This window comes from Nocardiopsis sp. iso_25 (assembly GCF_056173305.1).
Genome location: NZ_CM149667.1, coordinates 45,710 through 62,048, shown reverse-complemented (window position 1 = coordinate 62,048; position 16,339 = coordinate 45,710). Strand labels below are relative to the sequence as shown.

Below are 16,339 nucleotides of genomic sequence, written 5' to 3'. Positions count from 1 at the left end.
ACGCGGTGATCGAAGAGCTGGCAGGGGCGCCTGCATACTCCTGTCCTGTATGTCTCACCTTGATGCCAGCGTGGAGAAACCGCGTACGATGCTTGAGGTGCCTGCTTCGGCGGGCGTAACCGTACACATAGAGGAAACCCATGAGCTACCCCATTGACGACGCCGAGCAGCTGATCGCGAACGCGGAGGCGGAGATGCCGCCGAGCACCCGCTCCCGTCTCATCGCGAAACTCCGGATGGGGAAGCACATCGACGAGGCCGCGGCCGAACTCGACGTCAGCCCGGCCCAGGTCTTCTCGACCGGCCGTATCCTCACGGCCTTCGGCGACCAGCTCGACTTCACGCTCACCGAGCAGCGTGACCCCTCCCTGCCGCACGGGACCGTCACCGGGTACAACAAGCGGTGCCGGTGCCCCGAGTGCCGGGGAGCTCTCCAGCAGCGCGTCTGAGGCGCTGTCGAGGGGTACTCGGAGGCGCCACCGGCGACGGAGGGCAGCGGCGGAAGCGAACACCTGACCGGCGGGAGTCCGGAACGTCTGACCACGGGGGCTCGAACGGCGTGCCGAACAGCCGACCGTTCCCGCGCCGCGTCCTGGTGTCCCGTACGTCTGGGCGCATCGCCGGGGGAGAGGTCGGGGACAGGTTTCGGTTTCTTTCGGCCGGGGGCGTGGGTGTGATCCGGTAGGCCCTTCAGTGGATCCGGCAGGCCCTCCAGGCTTCCGAGGACCAAGCCGACCACCTGCGCTAACGGCTCGTTAACCCAGACTTCCCGAACCAATACGGCGAACACAGGCTTATCAGTCCCGGGTTGGGGAAAATCGCAGACCATGAACGAGTACGTGGACTGGTCGGCGATGAGCGAAGAAGACTTCTTTGCGCTGCTGCGGCAGCTCATCGACATTCCGGAAGCCGACGAGGACTAACCAGAGGCAGTCCCCCGACGCGGGTCCCCCACCCCTTCCCCCCAGGCGCACGACGAGGCCGCTGTGACCGCGGTGCTCAGCGTGCGCCGCGAAGGGGCCTCCGTGACTCGCGCCTCCGTGACTCGCGCCTCCGTGTTGCGCTCCCCTGCGTGCCTGTCGTCGAGCCGGGCGAGGAGGACGAGCCGCCCAGCGGTCGTCCGTGCAGCGGTGAGAGTCCTTTCCTCACCTGGGCGACGCAGTAGGCGGAGGCCTGCCATGTCCCGCCTCCCGGGTACGGCGTCAGCCCGCGCGCTTCCATTGAGGGCCTGGTGCGGGTTGTCCACAGCACGCAACAGGCCCTGGCACCGACACGCCCGCATCCGGTTGACTGGAAACAGGGGGCCCACCCAGGCACCCACACCCCCGCACACCCACCCCAACGTTCACAAACGCACAAACCCCCACACAAAAAAAAGGGGCGGACCCGCCCTAACAGGCACCCCACCCCCACAAAAAAGAGAGGCAGGGCCACCCCTAACAGGCAACCCCACCCCTCCTTCAAGAAAAACCGTGGCAGCGACCTACTCTCCCACCCCACCACAGGGCAGTACCATCAGCGCAAAGAGACTTAACGACCGGGTTCGGAAAGAGACCGGGTGTGACCCTCCAGCAATAACCACCACGGAAACCACACACCACCCACCCAACTCCACCCACCCCCACAGGGCAGGGAATCACAGTGAGCAGTAAACTCCGTGAAAAGTGTGCGCGAACATCCAATTATCTGCAGCGGACAAGCCCTCGGCCTATTAGTACCGGTCAGCTCCACCCCTCACAAGGCTTCCACACCCGGCCTATCAACCCCATCGTCTATAGGGAGCCTTACCCCCTCAAGGAGGCAGGAGACCTCATCTCGAAGCAAGCTTCCCGCTTAGATGCTTTCAGCGGTTATCCCTCCCGAACGTAGCCAACCAGCCATGCCCTTGGCAGGACAACTGGCACACCAGAGGTTCGTCCGTCCCGGTCCTCTCGTACTAGGGACAGCCCTTCTCAAGTCTCCAACGCGCACAGCGGATAGGGACCGAACTGTCTCACGACGTTCTAAACCCAGCTCGCGTGCCGCTTTAATGGGCGAACAGCCCAACCCTTGGGACCAACTCCAGCCCCAGGATGCGACGAGCCGACATCGAGGTGCCAAACCATCCCGTCGATATGGACTCTTGGGGAAGATCAGCCTGTTATCCCCGGGGTACCTTTTAGCCGTTGAGCGACACCGCTTCCACACGCCGGTGCCGGATCACTAGTCCCAGCTTTCGCTCCTGCTCGACACGTCCGTCTCACAGTCAAGCTCCCTTGTGCACTTACACTCAACACCTGATTACCAACCAGGCTGAGGGAACCTTTGGGCGCCTCCGTTACTCTTTGGGAGGCAACCGCCCCAGTTAAACTACCCACCAGACACTGTCCCCGAACCGGATCACGGTCCAAAGTTAGATGCCCGAAACAGTCAGAGTGGTATTTCACCAACGCCTCCACCGCCACTAGCGTGACAGCTTCACCGGCTCCCACCTATCCTACACAAACCATCCCAAACACCAATGTCAAGCTATAGTGAAGGTCCCGGGGTCTTTCCGTCCTGCTGCGCGAAACGAGCATCTTTACTCGTAGTGCAATTTCACCGGGCCCATGGTTGAGACAGTGGGGAAGTCGTTACGCCATTCGTGCAGGTCGGAACTTACCCGACAAGGAATTTCGCTACCTTAGGATGGTTATAGTTACCACCGCCGTTTACTGGCGCTTAGATTCCCAGCTTCGCAGGGGCGAACCCCCACTAACCAGTCCTCTTAACGTTCCAGCACCGGGCAGGCGTCAGTCCGTATACAGCGTCTTACGACTTCGCACGGACCTGTGTTTTTAATAAACAGTCGCTTCCCCCCGCTATCTGCGACCCCACCCAGCTCAGGATGCAAGATCCGTCACCAGACAGGGCTCCCCTTCTCCCAAAGTTACGGGGACAATTTGCCGAGTTCCTTAACCATGGTTCACCCGAACGCCTCGGTATTCTCTACCTGACCACCTGCGTCGGTTTAGGGTACTGGCCACACACGAACTCGCTAGAGGCTTTTCTCGACAGCATGGGATCACTCACTTCACCAAAAACGGCTCGGCATCACGTCTCAGCTCACATGAGAGGCGGATTTGCCAACCTCTCAGCCTACACGCTTACCCCCGGACAACCACCGCCGGGTAGAGCTACCCTCCTGCGTCACCCCATCACTTACCTACTACAAGCTCGGTTCCCAGACCAGTAAGTCAAAGCTCCCCGAAGGGACCCAAGACCACCAGCGTGGTTAGCATCACCTGATTCAGTACTGGACGCTCGTGCACGGGTACGGGAATATCAACCCGTTATCCATCGACTACGCCTGTCGGCCTCGCCTTAGGTCCAGACTCACCCTGGGCGGATTAACCTGCCCCAGGAACCCTTAGTCAATCGGCGGCAACGTTTCTCACGTTGCTTTCGCTACTCATGCCTGCATTCTCACTCGCACGCCCTCCACCACACGATCACTCGGCAGCTTCACCGGACGCACGACGCTCCCCTACCAACCCAAGAAACTAGTCTTGAGCTTCACAGCTTCGGCGGTGTGCTTTAGCCCCGCTACATTATCGGCGCAGAACCACTTGACCAGTGAGCTATTACGCACTCTTTAAAGGATGGCTGCTTCTAAGCCAACCTCCTGGTTGTCTCAGCAACTCCACAACCTTTCCCACTTAGCACACGCTTAGGGGCCTTAGCTGATGATCTGGGCTGTTTCCCTCTCGACTACGAAGCTTATCCCCCGCAGTCTCACTGCCACGCTTCACTTAACCGGCATTCGGAGTTTGTCTGACGTCAGTAACCTTGTCGGGCCCATCAGCCAAACAGTAGCTCTACCTCCAGCAAGAAACACGCGACGCTGCACCTAAATGCATTTCGGGGAGAACCAGCTATCACGGAGTTTGATTGGCCTTTCACCCCTACCCACACCTCATCCCCCAGGTTTTCAACCCTGGTGGGTTCGGGCCTCCACGAGGTCTTACCCCCGCTTCACCCTGGACATGGGTAGATCACTCCGCTTCGGGTCCACAGCATGCGACTCAAATCGCCCTATTCAGACTCGGTTTCCCTACGGCTACCCCACCCGGGTTAACCTCGCCACACACCATGACTCGCAGGCTCATTCTTCAAAAGGCACGCCATCACCAAACACGAAGTTCAGCTCTGACGGCTTGACAGCACACGGTTTCAGGTACTATTTCACGACCCCTCACCGGGGCACTTTTCACCTTTCCCTCACGGTACTAGTGCACTATCGGTCACCAGGACGTATTTTGGCTTAGCAGGTGGTCCTGCCAGATTCACACGGACTTTCACGGGCTCCGCGCTACTCGGGAATACATCCAACACCTAGGTTCTTCCTACACCTACGGGACTCTCACCCACTCCGGTACCGCTTCCCAACGGCTTCAGCTACAAGAACCACTCAGCGCTCCAGGTCGGCAGACCCAGACAGACGCATCCCACAACCCCGCAAACGCAACGACTGCCGTCTATCACACGCCTACGGTTTAGCCTCTTCCCCGTTCGCTCACCACTACTAGGAGAATCACTGTTGTTTACTCTTCCTACGGGTACTGAGATGTTTCACTTCCCCGCGTCACCACCAACCACCCTATACATTCAGATGGCGGCAACCCGACACAACTCGGGCTAGGTTTCCCCATTCGGACACCCACGGATCACAGCTCGGTTGACAGCTCCCCGTGGCCTATCGCGGCCTCCCACGTCCTTCATCGGCGCCTGGTGCCAAGGCATCCACCGTGTGCCACTATCACTTGGCCACTACAGATAATAAGATGCTCGCGCACACTATTCACAAATCAAAACACCAACCGCATACCCCAACACCACTCACATCCCCAGCCACAACGGCAAGGAACCGAGAGTTCTCAGAGGCGGTCCGCGGGAACCAACACCCACTCCACAACGGAGCAGAGGTTGTTTCCTCAGACACCCAACAGCGCGCCCCCGGACGCTTCTAGTCGCCCGAGGTCAAGTTCAATTTGTCTTTGAGCCATCCTGGATACTGCACGCAGCACCAGGTCCACTTTCGAGTCCGGCCGGCTGTAGAAGTAATGCCGACCTGTAAAGACTCCTTAGAAAGGAGGTGATCCAGCCGCACCTTCCGGTACGGCTACCTTGTTACGACTTCGTCCCAATCGCCAGCCCCACCTTCACTCACTCCCTCCCACAAGGGGTTAGGCCGCAAGTTTCGGGTGTTGCCGACTTTCATGACGTGACGGGCGGTGTGTACAAGGCCCGGGAACGTATTCACCGCGGCGTTGCTGATCCGCGATTACTAGCGACTCCACCTTCATGGGGTCGAGTTGCAGACCCCAATCCGAACTGAGACCGGCTTTTAGGGATTCGCTCCACCTTACGGTATCGCACGCCCATTGTACCGGCCATTGTAGCATGTTTGCAGCCCAAGACATAAGGGGCATGATGACTTGACGTCATCCCCACCTTCCTCCGAGTTGACCCCGGCAGTCTCCCATGAGTCCCCACCATTACGTGCTGGCAACATGGAACAAGGGTTGCGCTCGTTGCGGGACTTAACCCAACATCTCACGACACGAGCTGACGACAGCCATGCACCACCTGTCACCCGCCAACTAAATGACCTCACATCTCTGCGAGTCCACGGGTGATGTCAAACCTTGGTAAGGTTCTTCGCGTTGCGTCGAATTAAGCAACATGCTCCGCCGCTTGTGCGGGCCCCCGTCAATTCCTTTGAGTTTTAGCCTTGCGGCCGTACTCCCCAGGCGGGGCGCTTAATGCGTTAGCTACGGCGCGGAAACCGTGGAAAGTCCCCACACCTAGCGCCCAACGTTTACGGCATGGACTACCAGGGTATCTAATCCTGTTCGCTCCCCATGCTTTCGCTCCTCAGCGTCAGGTAAGGCCCAGAGACCCGCCTTCGCCACCGGTGTTCCTCCTGATATCTGCGCATTTCACCGCTACACCAGGAATTCCAGTCTCCCCTACCTACCTCTAGCATGCCCGTATCCACTGCAGAACCGGAGTTAAGCCCCGGTCTTTCACAGCAGACGCGACACGCCGCCTACGAGCTCTTTACGCCCAATAATTCCGGACAACGCTCGGACCCTACGTATTACCGCGGCTGCTGGCACGTAGTTAGCCGGTCCTTATTCCCCACCTACCGTCAACCCGAAGAGAACTTCGAGCCTGCGTTGGTGGTAAAAGAGGTTTACAACCCGAAGGCCGTCATCCCCCACGCGGCGTCGCTGCGTCAGGCTTTCGCCCATTGCGCAATATTCCCCACTGCTGCCTCCCGCAGGAGTCTGGGCCGTGTCTCAGTCCCAGTGTGGCCGGTCGCCCTCTCAGGCCGGCTACCCGTAATCGCCTTGGTAGGCCGTTACCCCACCAACAAGCTGATAGGCCGCGAGCCCATCCCTGACCGAAAAACTTTCCACCCTCCACCATGAGGTGGCGGGTCGTATCCGGTATTAGACGGCGTTTCCACCGCTTATCCCGGAGTCAGGGGCAGGTTGCTCACGTGTTACTCACCCGTTCGCCGCTCGTGTACCCCGAAGGGCCTTACCGCTCGACTTGCATGTGTTAAGCACGCCGCCAGCGTTCGTCCTGAGCCAGGATCAAACTCTCCATAAAGGTCACTCAACCCGACCCGGCCGTGAGGCCTGGGCGGGTAAACCTAGAAGCAATCCTGACCAACCGGGTTACCCCGGCTAATCAAAGGAACCTCCGCACACGAACCGGAATGGTTCTGTGTGACGGGGCCAAAACAAACATGGCTTAAAGAAAATCAAACACGCGCTGTTGAGTTCTCAAGAAACAACCGCTCTTCGTGTACAAGCTGCTGTGAGCTTTTCCGCCGAAGGCGTTGTGCGTTTCCGCTTTGTTGTGTCTTTACTTTATCAGGTGTTCCGCGCCCCGCCAAATCGGCGGTTTGTGGTGTTTCTGATCGGGGTAAAGCCCGTTTCCTGTTTCGCTTCCGTGTTTCCTTGGAAGCGCCTCCCGAAGCCTAGCCGATGAAGAGCAGTGCTCGAACCGGTTCGTTTGAGAGGAGGAGGGGTGTCGCCGGACCCGGTCCGGTTCCGAGTCGGCCCGAAGGCCGCTCGCCGTCCCGTGGCGACTCGGAGAACACTACCCCCCTCGTGAACACCGAGCAAACCGCAGCCCACGTGTCGCCGCTCACACATCGACTCACGCGCGCACCCGGGCACGGACACGGGAGCGGCCGCCGACGACTCACCCGGTTGAGAAGACGGGCGCGGAAGAACGCTCACCGGAATGACAAAGAGCGCTCACCGTCAAATGCGGTGCCGCGCCCCCGACAAGCACATTCGCGCGTTCGCGCAGCTCAGAGCAGCCGACAACAGTGCCATACCCGTGTTTGGCGTGAAAATCGGAAAAGGCGGGAAAGTTCGGAGAACACCCTTGAAATCCTCTCGGATGCAATACATGATGTGCAGCGTTACCGGAACGGACTCTGGTCCGGCGCCCCGACAGACGGGGACGACCGCGACCAGGCCGCGTGCCGAAGGTTCGGGGGGACGGCAGGCGCAGCGCGGCCATGCACCCACGGAAGGACATGCATGGACACCACATCCCCCGACGCCCCCGAGAGCCACACCAGCTGGAAGCGCTTCGCGCTCTTCTCGATCCCGGCGGGCGTGGCCGTGGGCGGCATCCTGGTCGCCATGGCCCAGGGCGCCCTCGCCGCCTCCTTCACCGTCTCCGGTCAGGACTTCAAGATCTCCGCGGAGGAGCTGAACGGCGAGGGCTTCGTCCAGTACGGCTGGCTCGACCAGACGGTCCGTGAGGAGGCCGTGCCGGTGGCCGTCGCCGGGATCCGGGAGGCCGAGATCCAGGGGCTGTGCCAGTCGGTCCTGACCGAGTTCCCCATCGTCGGGCAGATCTCGCTCCGGTTGACCGCCGGTGACCAGGGCACCCCGGTCGTCGCGGAGAACCTGGTGATCGACATGTCGCAGATGGACGGCAACGCCTCCTTCGAGAACATCGAGATCGGCCGCGACGCGGGCACCCTCGACCAGGGCCCGGAGGGGTCTCGGGGGTTCAACGACCTGTTCGGCATGCAGTCCGACACCATCGTGATCGAGGACCTGGAGCAGACGGCCAGGACCGCCAGCGCCGGGACCTTCCGCCTCTCCGGCCTGAGCCTGGGCATCAGCATGGGGGACGACGAGTGCTTCTGAAGCCGTCGCGGAGCGCGGGTGCGCGCTGGCGCGTATGGCGCAAGCGCCGTCCCTTCGCGGGAGGGCTCCTGATGATCCTCTCCGGCGCCGTCATGGCCTCGCTCGTCGCGATGCCGGTGGAGCTGATGATCCAGACCGGTGTCGGCGGGGTCTCCTCGCTGATGTTCGGCGGCATGCTCGCCGTTCTGGGGCTGGTCACCTGGTTCACCCCGAACCAGCACGTCATCACCGGTTCGCTGGCGGGGTTCCTCGGTCTGGGCGCGCTCATCCTGTCCAACCTGGGCGGTCTGGTGGTCGGCACCCTGCTGGCGCTGGCCGGTGGCGGGCTGGCCTTCTCCTGGCGGCCGATCGCCCGGCCGCCCCGGCGGAGGGGAAGAGGGCGGAGGCGCCGGGAAGAGGGCGCGGAGGCCCCTTCGAACCCCCGAGCCGGGGACTGAACCGGCCCCGTACCACCGGGGACACACGCGGAGAGCGTCACGGGCCCGTGTGTTCCCGGAGGCCACAGGAAAACCACGTCTACCGATTCGGCGCGTACAACCCCCCGACCCCGCCGTGCGGCGCATCCGTGTGCCGTCCGGCCGTCACACACAAGGAGTACCCATGTCGGTTCCGCGACCGATATCCCCCGCCCGCGCCCTCCTGGCGACGGTCGCGGCGGGTGTCCTGGCCCTGGCCTGGGGCGGCAGCGCCTCCGCCCAGCAGGGTCCGACCACGGTGACGCCCGCCGGAGCGGCCTTCGAGGCCGCCCTGAGCGGCAGCGCCACCTTCACCGCCGGCGGCGTCGTGGTGACCTGCGACGCGTCGTCCACCTCTCCGGGCAACGGGAACAACCTGGTTCCCGCGGCTCCCGGCAACCACAACCCCGGCGGCGCGGTCTCCTCGACCATCAACGCGCCGGGCTTCACGGACTGCTCGACCAACGTCCCCTTCGTGTCCGCGACGGTCACCGTGGCCGACCCCGTGTGGGAGATGACCATGCAGCACGGGTCGCCGACCGTCGGCACCATGGTGATCCCCGCCGGGGGCATCGTGGTGACCACGAGCGGCCTGGCCTCGTGCACCGCGACGGTCAGCCCTGACGCGCCCGCCGCCATCGGCGGCACGTGGACCAACGGTTCGCCCTCCTCGACCCTGGCCTTCGACACCGCGGCCCCGGTCGAGGTGACGGGCGGGTTCGGCTGCCCGACGAGCGCGACGGAGGCCCCCTTCGAGGCGGTCTACGAGGTGACCAACGCCGACGACCCGCCCTCGCCCATCACAGTGACCGGCTAGCTCCCACCGACCGTGGCAGCTGCCCGGGGCCGCCGCGCGGTGCGCGCGGCGGCCCCGCCGCGGTGCCCGAGGGGTTCCCGCGCGCCCGTCCTTCGTACGGGGGTGACAACCGCGCGTCGGCGGGGACTCATCCGGGGACGGAGAAACGGCGGGGGTTCCTCGCCTACGGTCGCAGTACTTCCGGGGAGTCACGCGGCGAAGGCTCCCCGGTGAGGCGCGGAACGCTTCGCCCGTCCCCGTCGGCCCCTCGGAGACACCATGGCGCCCAACGCCGAAGGCCCGCCCGCCCCCTCCCGCACGCGACACGTCCTGGAAACGGTGCGGGTGCTCGTCCGCGCCGGTGTGCTCAGCCCGGGACGCCCCGACAGGGTCGCCCGCCAGCTCCGCGCGCTGCGCGTGTGGGGCGCCACGATCGCCGGGGGCTACGCCGCCGCGAACGAGCGCGTGCCCGACGCCCTCGCGGTCGTCGACGAGCGGGGTCCCACGACCTTCCGCGAGATGAACCTGCGCGGCCGCGAGCTGGCCCGGGACCTGCGCCGCACGGGTGTGGGCGCGGGTGCGCGCGTGGGCGTGCTGTGCCGCAACCACAGCGGTTTCGTGCAGACGATGGTGGCCTGCGGGCGCCTGGGAGCCGACACCGTGCTGCTGAACACGGGGCTGTCGTCGGGTCAGCTGGCCGGGACCGTGCGGGACAACGGGGTGTCGGTGGTCGTCGCCGACGCCGAGTTCGAGGGGATGTGCGCCGAGCTCGGTCCCGGTGTCGTGCGGCTGACGGCCTGGGGGGAGCCCTCCGACGGGGGCTCGGGGCTGCCGTGGCTGGCGCGGGAGGTCTCGGAGGCCGACCCGGAGCCGCCGGAGCGCCCCGGTCGGCTGGTCGTGCTGACCTCGGGGACGACGGGCACGCCCAAGGGGGCGCGGAGGCCCACTCCGAGGGGTCCGCAGGACGCGGCGTCGGTGCTGTCGCGCATCCCGCTGCGCTCCTCGGACCGCATCCTGGTGTCGGCGCCGATCTTCCACACATGGGGGCTGGCGGGTGTGCAGCTGGGCATGTCGATGCGCGCCTGTCTGGTGATGAGGCGGCTGTTCGAGCCGGAGGACGCGCTGCACACGGTCCAGGAGGAGCGGTGCACGGCGCTGTTCGCGGTGCCGGTGATGCTGCGGCGGATCATGGACCTGCCCCGGTCCACGCGCGAGCGGTACGACACGTCGTCGCTGCGGATCGTGGCGTGCAGCGGCTCGGCGATGAGCCCGCAGCTGATCACGGGCTTCATGGACGCGTTCGGTGACGTGCTCTACAACCTGTACGGGTCGACCGAGGTGTCGTGGGCGACGATCGCGACGCCCGGGGAGATGCGGCTGTCGCCGACGACGGCGGGCCGTCCGCCCCTGGGAACACGGATCGCGGTCCTGGACTCCGGTGGGGCGGAGGTGCCTCCGGGGACGGAGGGGTCGATCCATGTCGGCAACGACATGCTCTTCGACGGCTACACGGACGGTCGGAGCAGGAGGGTCGCGGACGGGTTGATGGAGACCGGCGACCGGGGCCACGTGGACGCGAGCGGGCTGTTGCACGTGGCGGGGCGGGACGACGACATGATCGTCTCGGGTGGGGAGAACGTGTTCCCCCGGCCGGTGGAGGAGGCGATCGTGACGCTTCCCGAGGTGCGTGAGGTCGTGGTGACGGGTGTGCCCGACGAGGAGTTCGGGCAGCGGTTCGCGGCGTACGTGGTGCCGTACGAGGGCGGGGGAGTGGACCCGAACCAGGTGCGGATGCACGTGCGGCGGGTGCTCGGGCGGTTCTCGGTGCCGCGTGACGTGGTGGTCGTGGACGAGTTGCCGCGCAACGCCACGGGCAAGGTGGTCAAGCGCCTGCTGCCCCGTCAGGAGGAGCGCGGATAGGCCGGTGGGTTCTCGTGCCCGTGCGACGGCGGGTGACGGCGGGGACTCCGGGACGCGGTGAAGGCGCCCGTTCCGACCTGCGACGACCCCGTTCGGCGCACATGGGGAACCCCGTACCACTTTTCTTTGTGCGCAAGGTAATTGCGGGCTTTGGAAATCGGGCGCGGGGTAACTACGATGGTGGCGATGGCCGACCGATCCCCCGCCCCCGCGGGCGGCTTCCCTCTTCCCGCAGTGGACGAGCAGATGTGCTTCGCCCTCTACGCGGCCTCGCGTGCGGTCACCAACCTGTACCGGCCGCTGCTGGAGCCGTTGGGGCTGACCTATCCCCAGTACCTGGTGATGATGCTGCTCTGGGAGCGCGGCGAGTGCTGGGTGAAGGACTTCGGTTCCGTGCTCCAACTGGACTACGGGACCCTCACACCGCTGCTCAAGCGGCTGGAGGCCCGGGGACTGCTGGTCCGGGGACGCGATCCGCGGGACGAGCGCTCCGTCCTCGTCGTCCTCACGGAGGAGGGCGGGCGGCTCAGGGAGCGCGCCGAGGGGATCCCGGAGGCGATCGGGAGGGTCATCGACCTCCCCGAGGAGGAGTTCGAGGCCACCAGGCTGGCGCTGCGCCGCCTGACCGCGAACGTCCTCGCGGGACAGGCCCAGCTGCCCGAGGGCGGCTGAAGCGCCACGGACTCCGTCCGCCGCGTCCGCCGTCGGGGGACGACGGACGGCAGCGACGGGCGGCGGGGACGGACACCACGGGGGTCGTGTCCGTCCTCCGGAGCACGGGCGGGTCGCGGTCGCGGCCCGCCCGTCTACGTTGTCGGCCCGTGGGAGTGCTAGCCGTTCCACCCGAGGGAGGGCCGCCGTCGGGCTAGGGTTGGGGACATGTCGATCTGGGCGTCAGACAACCGCAGCGGGCAGGTCCGCGAGGCCCTGACCATGCTCCTGTCCCAGGGAGTGATTGACGACTTCCGCATCCGGCCGGACGAGGAGTTCCCCTTCCGGGTGACCGTCCCGGCCGGGGTGGTCCCGATGACCGAGCACCAGGCCGCGCACTTCGCCCTGGGCGCGGCGGTGAGCCACTTCGGGCGCCTCGCGCGCGGCGGGGGCGGGGCCTGACAGGCTCCGGAGACCACGGTCACGCGCCCGGGGGTGTGTCCGGCGTCCCCATCCCCCGCTCGCGGCGGCACGCCTAGTTTGCTGCCATGACGACGCACGATTTCCTGTCGGGCCCGGCGCGGCGGGGAACCCCCACACCACCCGGCGCTGGTGACTGGCCAGGCACCCGTAGAGGTTGCGGGTTCCCCGTCAGCCCCTGGGGGGTGGGTGGTCGTGGTGGGCACAGGCTCCGAGGTTCAGTGCTGGGGGCGGGGACCGACTGAGAGCAAGTTCGCCCGGCGAACTTGCCGAAGGAGATCCCTGCACGCCGGTCATGTGGGGTGCCTGGTGGGCGTCACGAAGGCGTTCGGGAGGTCGCCGGTGGGAACGCCCACCGGGAGTCTCCCTCAGCCCTCCGTGAGCGGGGGTACACGGTTCAGACCAAGAGCGGCCATGAAGCCCCGCGCGTGACCGCGCGTCGTAGGGGGTCCGCAAGTTGTAGAGCGTCGCTGCGTCAGCAACCAGGCACCCGTAGAGCCCGGGCTGGCGGGAAGGTCTCGGGGGGTTGACGTAGAGCCCGCCGCTGACGGCAACAAGGCACCCGTAGAGCGCTCAGCGGCGGTGCGCCGTAGGGGGTTGGGGTGGCATGTGCGGTGGCCGTTCACCCGTGGGGGTTGACGTAGAACCTGCTGGCAAAGGCAACCAGACACCCGTAGAGCCCGGGCTGGCGCCGGGTGCAACGGGGCTGGCATAGGGCGCGGCGGAGCGTACCTGCTCTGACCGGGGTACGGCGCCGAGGGGATCGGGGAGACGGTGGCCACCCTGACCGGGCACGTGCGCCGGGTCGTCTACTTCTCGGCGGTCGCGGCAGGGAAGGCCGCCGACAGCGTGTGGGGGAAGGTTGAGGCCGCCGTGCGCGCCTCAGCAGGAGCCCTTGTCCTCCCACACGCCCCACTGGTCGCTGCTCGGCGGGTAGCCCTGGATCCACCAGCGCGCCTCGTACTCACGGCCCTCGTGCTGGACGCGGTCGCCGGTGTCGTACACGGTGCCCTCGCTCCACTGGGGGGCGTCGCAGGAGCCGCCGCCTCCGTCGCCGCGTCCGCGGTCGTCGTCGTCATCTCCCCGGCCGCCCCAGCCGCCCTGGTCGCCCCGGCCGTCCTGTTCCTCCTCCTCGGCGCGGGGGTCGTCCTCGTCGGAGGGGGAGGCCTCCTCCTCGGACTCCTCCTCTTCCTCCTCCGGCTCCGGGCCGAGGGAGACGGTGAGGGAGACGGCGGCCTCCTCCGGCAGGATCGTGCCGGGTTCGGGGTTCTGCCCGCTGACCTCGCCGACGGGCGCGGTGTCGTGGTGCTCCTCGGTGACCTGTACGACCAGGCCGAGTCCGGCCAGGGCGGTCGCGGCCTCCTCCCGGCCCATGCCGATCAGCGTGGGGACGATGACGCCCTCGCTCACGCTGAGCACGACCGGCTCCTCGCGGTCGCCCTCCTCGCCCGCCGCGGGCGCGGTGGACAGGACGGTGCCCGGGGGTTGGTCGGGGGAGTGCTCCTGGACGATCTCGATACCGGTGAACCCGGCCTGGCGCAGTGTCTCGCGCGCCTCGTTCTCGGTGCCGCCGACCACGTCGGGAACCTCGGAGTGCCGCGGCCCGGTGGAGACGTGCAGCAGGACCTCGGTTCCCCGCGCCACGTCGCTGCCGGGTGCGGGGGTGCTGTCGGCGACCGCCCCGGCACCGACGGTGTCGCTGTAGGCGTCCTCGAAGCGCACGGCCAGGTCCATGCCCAGCCCGGCCAGCCGCTCCTCGGCCTGCTCGCTGGAGGCGCCCACGAGGTCGGGCAGCGCGACGCGGTCGTCCGGGACCAGCGCCCACCCGGCCGCGAACAGGACCAGGACCAGCACGCCCGCGGTGACCAGGACGGGGACGCGCCGCCACAGCGGGACCGGCGCGGCGCGCTCCTCCCCGCGCTCCGGCGGGGCGTCGGTGATCACGGGGATGGGTCGGGTGTCGACGTCGGCGGTGTCCACCGGGGCCCCGGGCAGCGACCGCAGCACCTGTTCGACCACGGTGAGGTACTGTCCCGCGTCGCGCGGGCGGTAGCGCGGGTTGGGGTCGGTGGCGTTGGCGACCAGCATGTCCAGGTCGGAGGGCAGGCCGGGGATGACGGCCGAGGGCCGCAGGGGATGGGCCTCCGGGTCCGCGGGCACGCCGGTCAGGAGCGTGTACAGGAGCCGCCCGACGGCGTGCACGTCGGTACGGGTCTCGGGACCGGCGTCCTCCTCCGCGTCGAAGAGCAGGGGGAAGCCGGTGACCCGCACGCCTCCCGCACCGTCCACCACGACCGTGTGGGGGTCGAGCGCGCCGTGCACGACGCCCGCGCCGTGGGCGGCGTCGAGCGCGGTGAGCGTCCCGGCCACGATGGCCAGCGCCGCCTGCACCGGGTAGCGCAGCCCGCCGCCGCCCTCGCCCAACGCCTCCGCGAGGGTGTGCCCCGGCAGGTACTCGCCGACCGCGTACACGTGGTCGCCGTCGCGGCCGTGGCCCAGGACCCGGGCGACCCCCGGGTGGGACAGGCCCTCCAGGGTCTGGGCACGGTCCAGGAACGCGTGCACGGCGCCGTGGTCGCCCACCAGCCAGGGGTGCAGCACGGTGACCGTGACGGTCTGGTCGCCGCCGAGGTCGTGCGCGGCGTGGACGGTTCCCGAGGCGCCGCTGCGCAGCCGCTTCCCGAGGATGTAGCGCTCGTGCAGCGTGATGCCGAAGAGGGGATCGGGAGTGGGGGTCTCCATGGGACGGATTCTATGTCCCCGTACCCTCCCCGACCCCCCGTTCCCGGTCCTTATGCGGACATGCACCGAACAGTAGGGTCGACTCGCAGCATCCCTGGTACCGAAACGTTGTGAGGCCCCTGTGAACCTCCCCTCCCCCGGAACCCGCGAGGACCGCGCGGCCGGCGTCCTGCTCGGCGCGGCGTGCGGCGACGCCCTGGGCGTTCCCTACGAGTTCGGTCCGCCGCTCGCCGAGGACAGGGTCCCGGAGATGGTCGGCGGCGGCCTGGGCCCCTACGCCCCGGGCGAGTACTCCGACGACACCCAGATGGCCGTGTGCATCGCCGAGGCCCTGCGCGAGCACCGCGACCCGCTGTCGGCGGAGGCGCTGCGACACACGGCGGACGCCTTCCTGCGCTGGAGGAACGAGGGCGCCACCGACATCGGCAACCAGACGGCGTGGGTGATGCGCCGTGCCGGACACGCCTACCGGCGTCCGGATGTGGCCGAGGTCATGGAGCGGGCGGCGGCGGAGCGCTTCACCGAGGGGGTGCCGAGCGCGGGCAACGGGTCGCTCATGCGCACGGGGCCGCTGGCCCTGGCCTACCCGGACGACCCGGAGGGCCTGGCCGCGGCGGCCGACCGCTACAGCCGCCTCACCCACGGCGACCCGCTGGCCTCCGAGGCCTGCGTGCTGTGGTGCGAGGGGATCCGGCACGCGGTCGCTTACGGGGACCTGGCGGGCGTGCGCGCGGGCCTGGAGCTGCTGCCGCCCGGGCGGCGCGGCGCGTGGGCGAGGTGGCTGGACGAGGCCGAGGAGCGCCCGCCGCGGGCCTTCAGCCCCAACGGGTTCGTGGTCACCGCCCTCCAGGCGGCGTGGTCGGCCGTGGTACACGAGCCGGACGGGTTCACCCCGGCGCTGCGGGCCGCCGTGCGCGCGGGCGACGACACCGACACCGTGGCCGCGATCGCCGGGGCGCTGCTCGGCGCCCGGTGGGGCGCGGGCGCGATCCCGGGGGAGTACCTGGAGGCGGTGCACGGGTGGCCCGGCTACCGGGCCGGAGACCTGGCCGAACTGGCGCTGCGGATCGCCGGGCGCCGCTGAGGCG

General features: G+C 67.0%; 9 protein-coding genes and 3 rRNA genes. 8 read left to right on the top strand and 4 right to left on the bottom strand.

From position 1 onward, the window contains the following. Nucleotides 1-140: 140 nt before the first annotated feature. A complete protein-coding gene (locus AC0VX6_RS00225; protein ID WP_047869472.1) occupies nucleotides 141-449 on the top strand; it encodes a hypothetical protein in 309 nt (102 codons plus the stop codon). Nucleotides 450-1,470: 1,021 nt separating this feature from the next. On the opposite strand, the gene rrf is transcribed toward AC0VX6_RS00225, so the two are convergent. The 3 genes from rrf to AC0VX6_RS00210 form a co-directional block, all read right to left on the bottom strand. Beyond that, nucleotides 1,471-1,586, bottom strand: a 5S ribosomal RNA gene (rrf, locus tag AC0VX6_RS00220). Between the two features lie 104 nt (nucleotides 1,587-1,690). Then, nucleotides 1,691-4,788 (bottom strand): 23S ribosomal RNA (locus AC0VX6_RS00215). Nucleotides 4,789-5,106: 318 nt separating this feature from the next. Next, nucleotides 5,107-6,639: ribosomal RNA gene (locus AC0VX6_RS00210) — 16S ribosomal RNA — on the bottom strand. The 16S, 23S and 5S rRNA genes sit together here, the layout of an rRNA operon. A 947-nt stretch (nucleotides 6,640-7,586) precedes the next feature. Here AC0VX6_RS00210 and AC0VX6_RS00205 point away from each other — a divergent pair. The 6 genes from AC0VX6_RS00205 to AC0VX6_RS00180 all read left to right on the top strand — a co-directional run bounded on the left by AC0VX6_RS00205 (nucleotide 7,587) and on the right by AC0VX6_RS00180 (nucleotide 12,491). Then, nucleotides 7,587-8,207, top strand: a complete 621-nt coding sequence (locus AC0VX6_RS00205) for a DUF6230 family protein (RefSeq protein ID WP_475467062.1) — start codon at nucleotides 7,587-7,589, stop codon at nucleotides 8,205-8,207. A 71-nt stretch (nucleotides 8,208-8,278) separates the two neighbouring features. Further along, a complete protein-coding gene (locus AC0VX6_RS00200) occupies nucleotides 8,279-8,644 on the top strand; it encodes a DUF6114 domain-containing protein (protein ID WP_274978292.1) in 366 nt (121 codons plus the stop codon). A 163-nt stretch (nucleotides 8,645-8,807) separates the two neighbouring features. After that, nucleotides 8,808-9,479 (top strand): hypothetical protein, encoded by a 672-nt coding sequence (locus AC0VX6_RS00195; RefSeq protein WP_274975628.1) that lies wholly within the window; start codon nucleotides 8,808-8,810, stop codon nucleotides 9,477-9,479. Nucleotides 9,480-9,737: 258 nt separating this feature from the next. Further along, entirely contained in the window at nucleotides 9,738-11,378 is a 1,641-nt protein-coding gene (locus tag AC0VX6_RS00190) for an AMP-binding protein (RefSeq protein ID WP_274975627.1), read from the top strand. A 177-nt stretch (nucleotides 11,379-11,555) separates the two neighbouring features. Further along, nucleotides 11,556-12,050 carry a MarR family winged helix-turn-helix transcriptional regulator gene (locus AC0VX6_RS00185; RefSeq protein ID WP_274975626.1) on the top strand — a complete coding sequence of 165 codons (495 nt, stop codon included), beginning with the start codon at nucleotides 11,556-11,558 and terminating at the stop codon, nucleotides 12,048-12,050. 207 nt (nucleotides 12,051-12,257) lie between these two features. Then, nucleotides 12,258-12,491: a hypothetical protein gene (locus AC0VX6_RS00180; RefSeq protein WP_212642029.1), complete on the top strand. Its 234-nt coding sequence runs from the start codon at nucleotides 12,258-12,260 to the stop codon at nucleotides 12,489-12,491. A gap of 900 nt (nucleotides 12,492-13,391) precedes the next feature. Here the strand turns inward: AC0VX6_RS00180 and AC0VX6_RS00175 are convergent. After that, the gene (locus AC0VX6_RS00175) at nucleotides 13,392-15,251 is read right to left on the bottom strand and encodes a PASTA domain-containing protein (protein ID WP_475467059.1); all 1,860 of its coding nucleotides are present in this window, start codon (nucleotides 15,249-15,251) and stop codon (nucleotides 13,392-13,394) included. Nucleotides 15,252-15,372: 121 nt separating this feature from the next. Between AC0VX6_RS00175 and AC0VX6_RS00170 the strand changes: the two genes are divergently transcribed. After that, nucleotides 15,373-16,335 (top strand): ADP-ribosylglycohydrolase family protein, encoded by a 963-nt coding sequence (locus AC0VX6_RS00170; RefSeq protein ID WP_274975624.1) that lies wholly within the window; start codon nucleotides 15,373-15,375, stop codon nucleotides 16,333-16,335. Nucleotides 16,336-16,339: the final 4 nt, after the last annotated feature.

Bases quoted from the DNA above. Each gene is read 5' to 3' on its own strand.
- AC0VX6_RS00200 (WP_274978292.1), top strand. From the start codon at position 8,279: ATGATCCTCTCCGGCGCCGTCATGGCCTCGCTCGTCGCGATGCCGGTG.
- AC0VX6_RS00180 (WP_212642029.1), top strand. From the start codon at position 12,258: ATGTCGATCTGGGCGTCAGACAACCGCAGCGGGCAGGTCCGCGAGGCC.
- AC0VX6_RS00195 (WP_274975628.1), top strand. From the start codon at position 8,808: ATGTCGGTTCCGCGACCGATATCCCCCGCCCGCGCCCTCCTGGCGACG.
- AC0VX6_RS00205 (WP_475467062.1), top strand. From the start codon at position 7,587: ATGGACACCACATCCCCCGACGCCCCCGAGAGCCACACCAGCTGGAAG.
- AC0VX6_RS00190 (WP_274975627.1), top strand. From the start codon at position 9,738: ATGGCGCCCAACGCCGAAGGCCCGCCCGCCCCCTCCCGCACGCGACAC.
- AC0VX6_RS00175 (WP_475467059.1), bottom strand. From the start codon at position 15,251: ATGGAGACCCCCACTCCCGATCCCCTCTTCGGCATCACGCTGCACGAG.
- AC0VX6_RS00225 (WP_047869472.1), top strand. From the start codon at position 141: ATGAGCTACCCCATTGACGACGCCGAGCAGCTGATCGCGAACGCGGAG.
- AC0VX6_RS00185 (WP_274975626.1), top strand. From the start codon at position 11,556: ATGGTGGCGATGGCCGACCGATCCCCCGCCCCCGCGGGCGGCTTCCCT.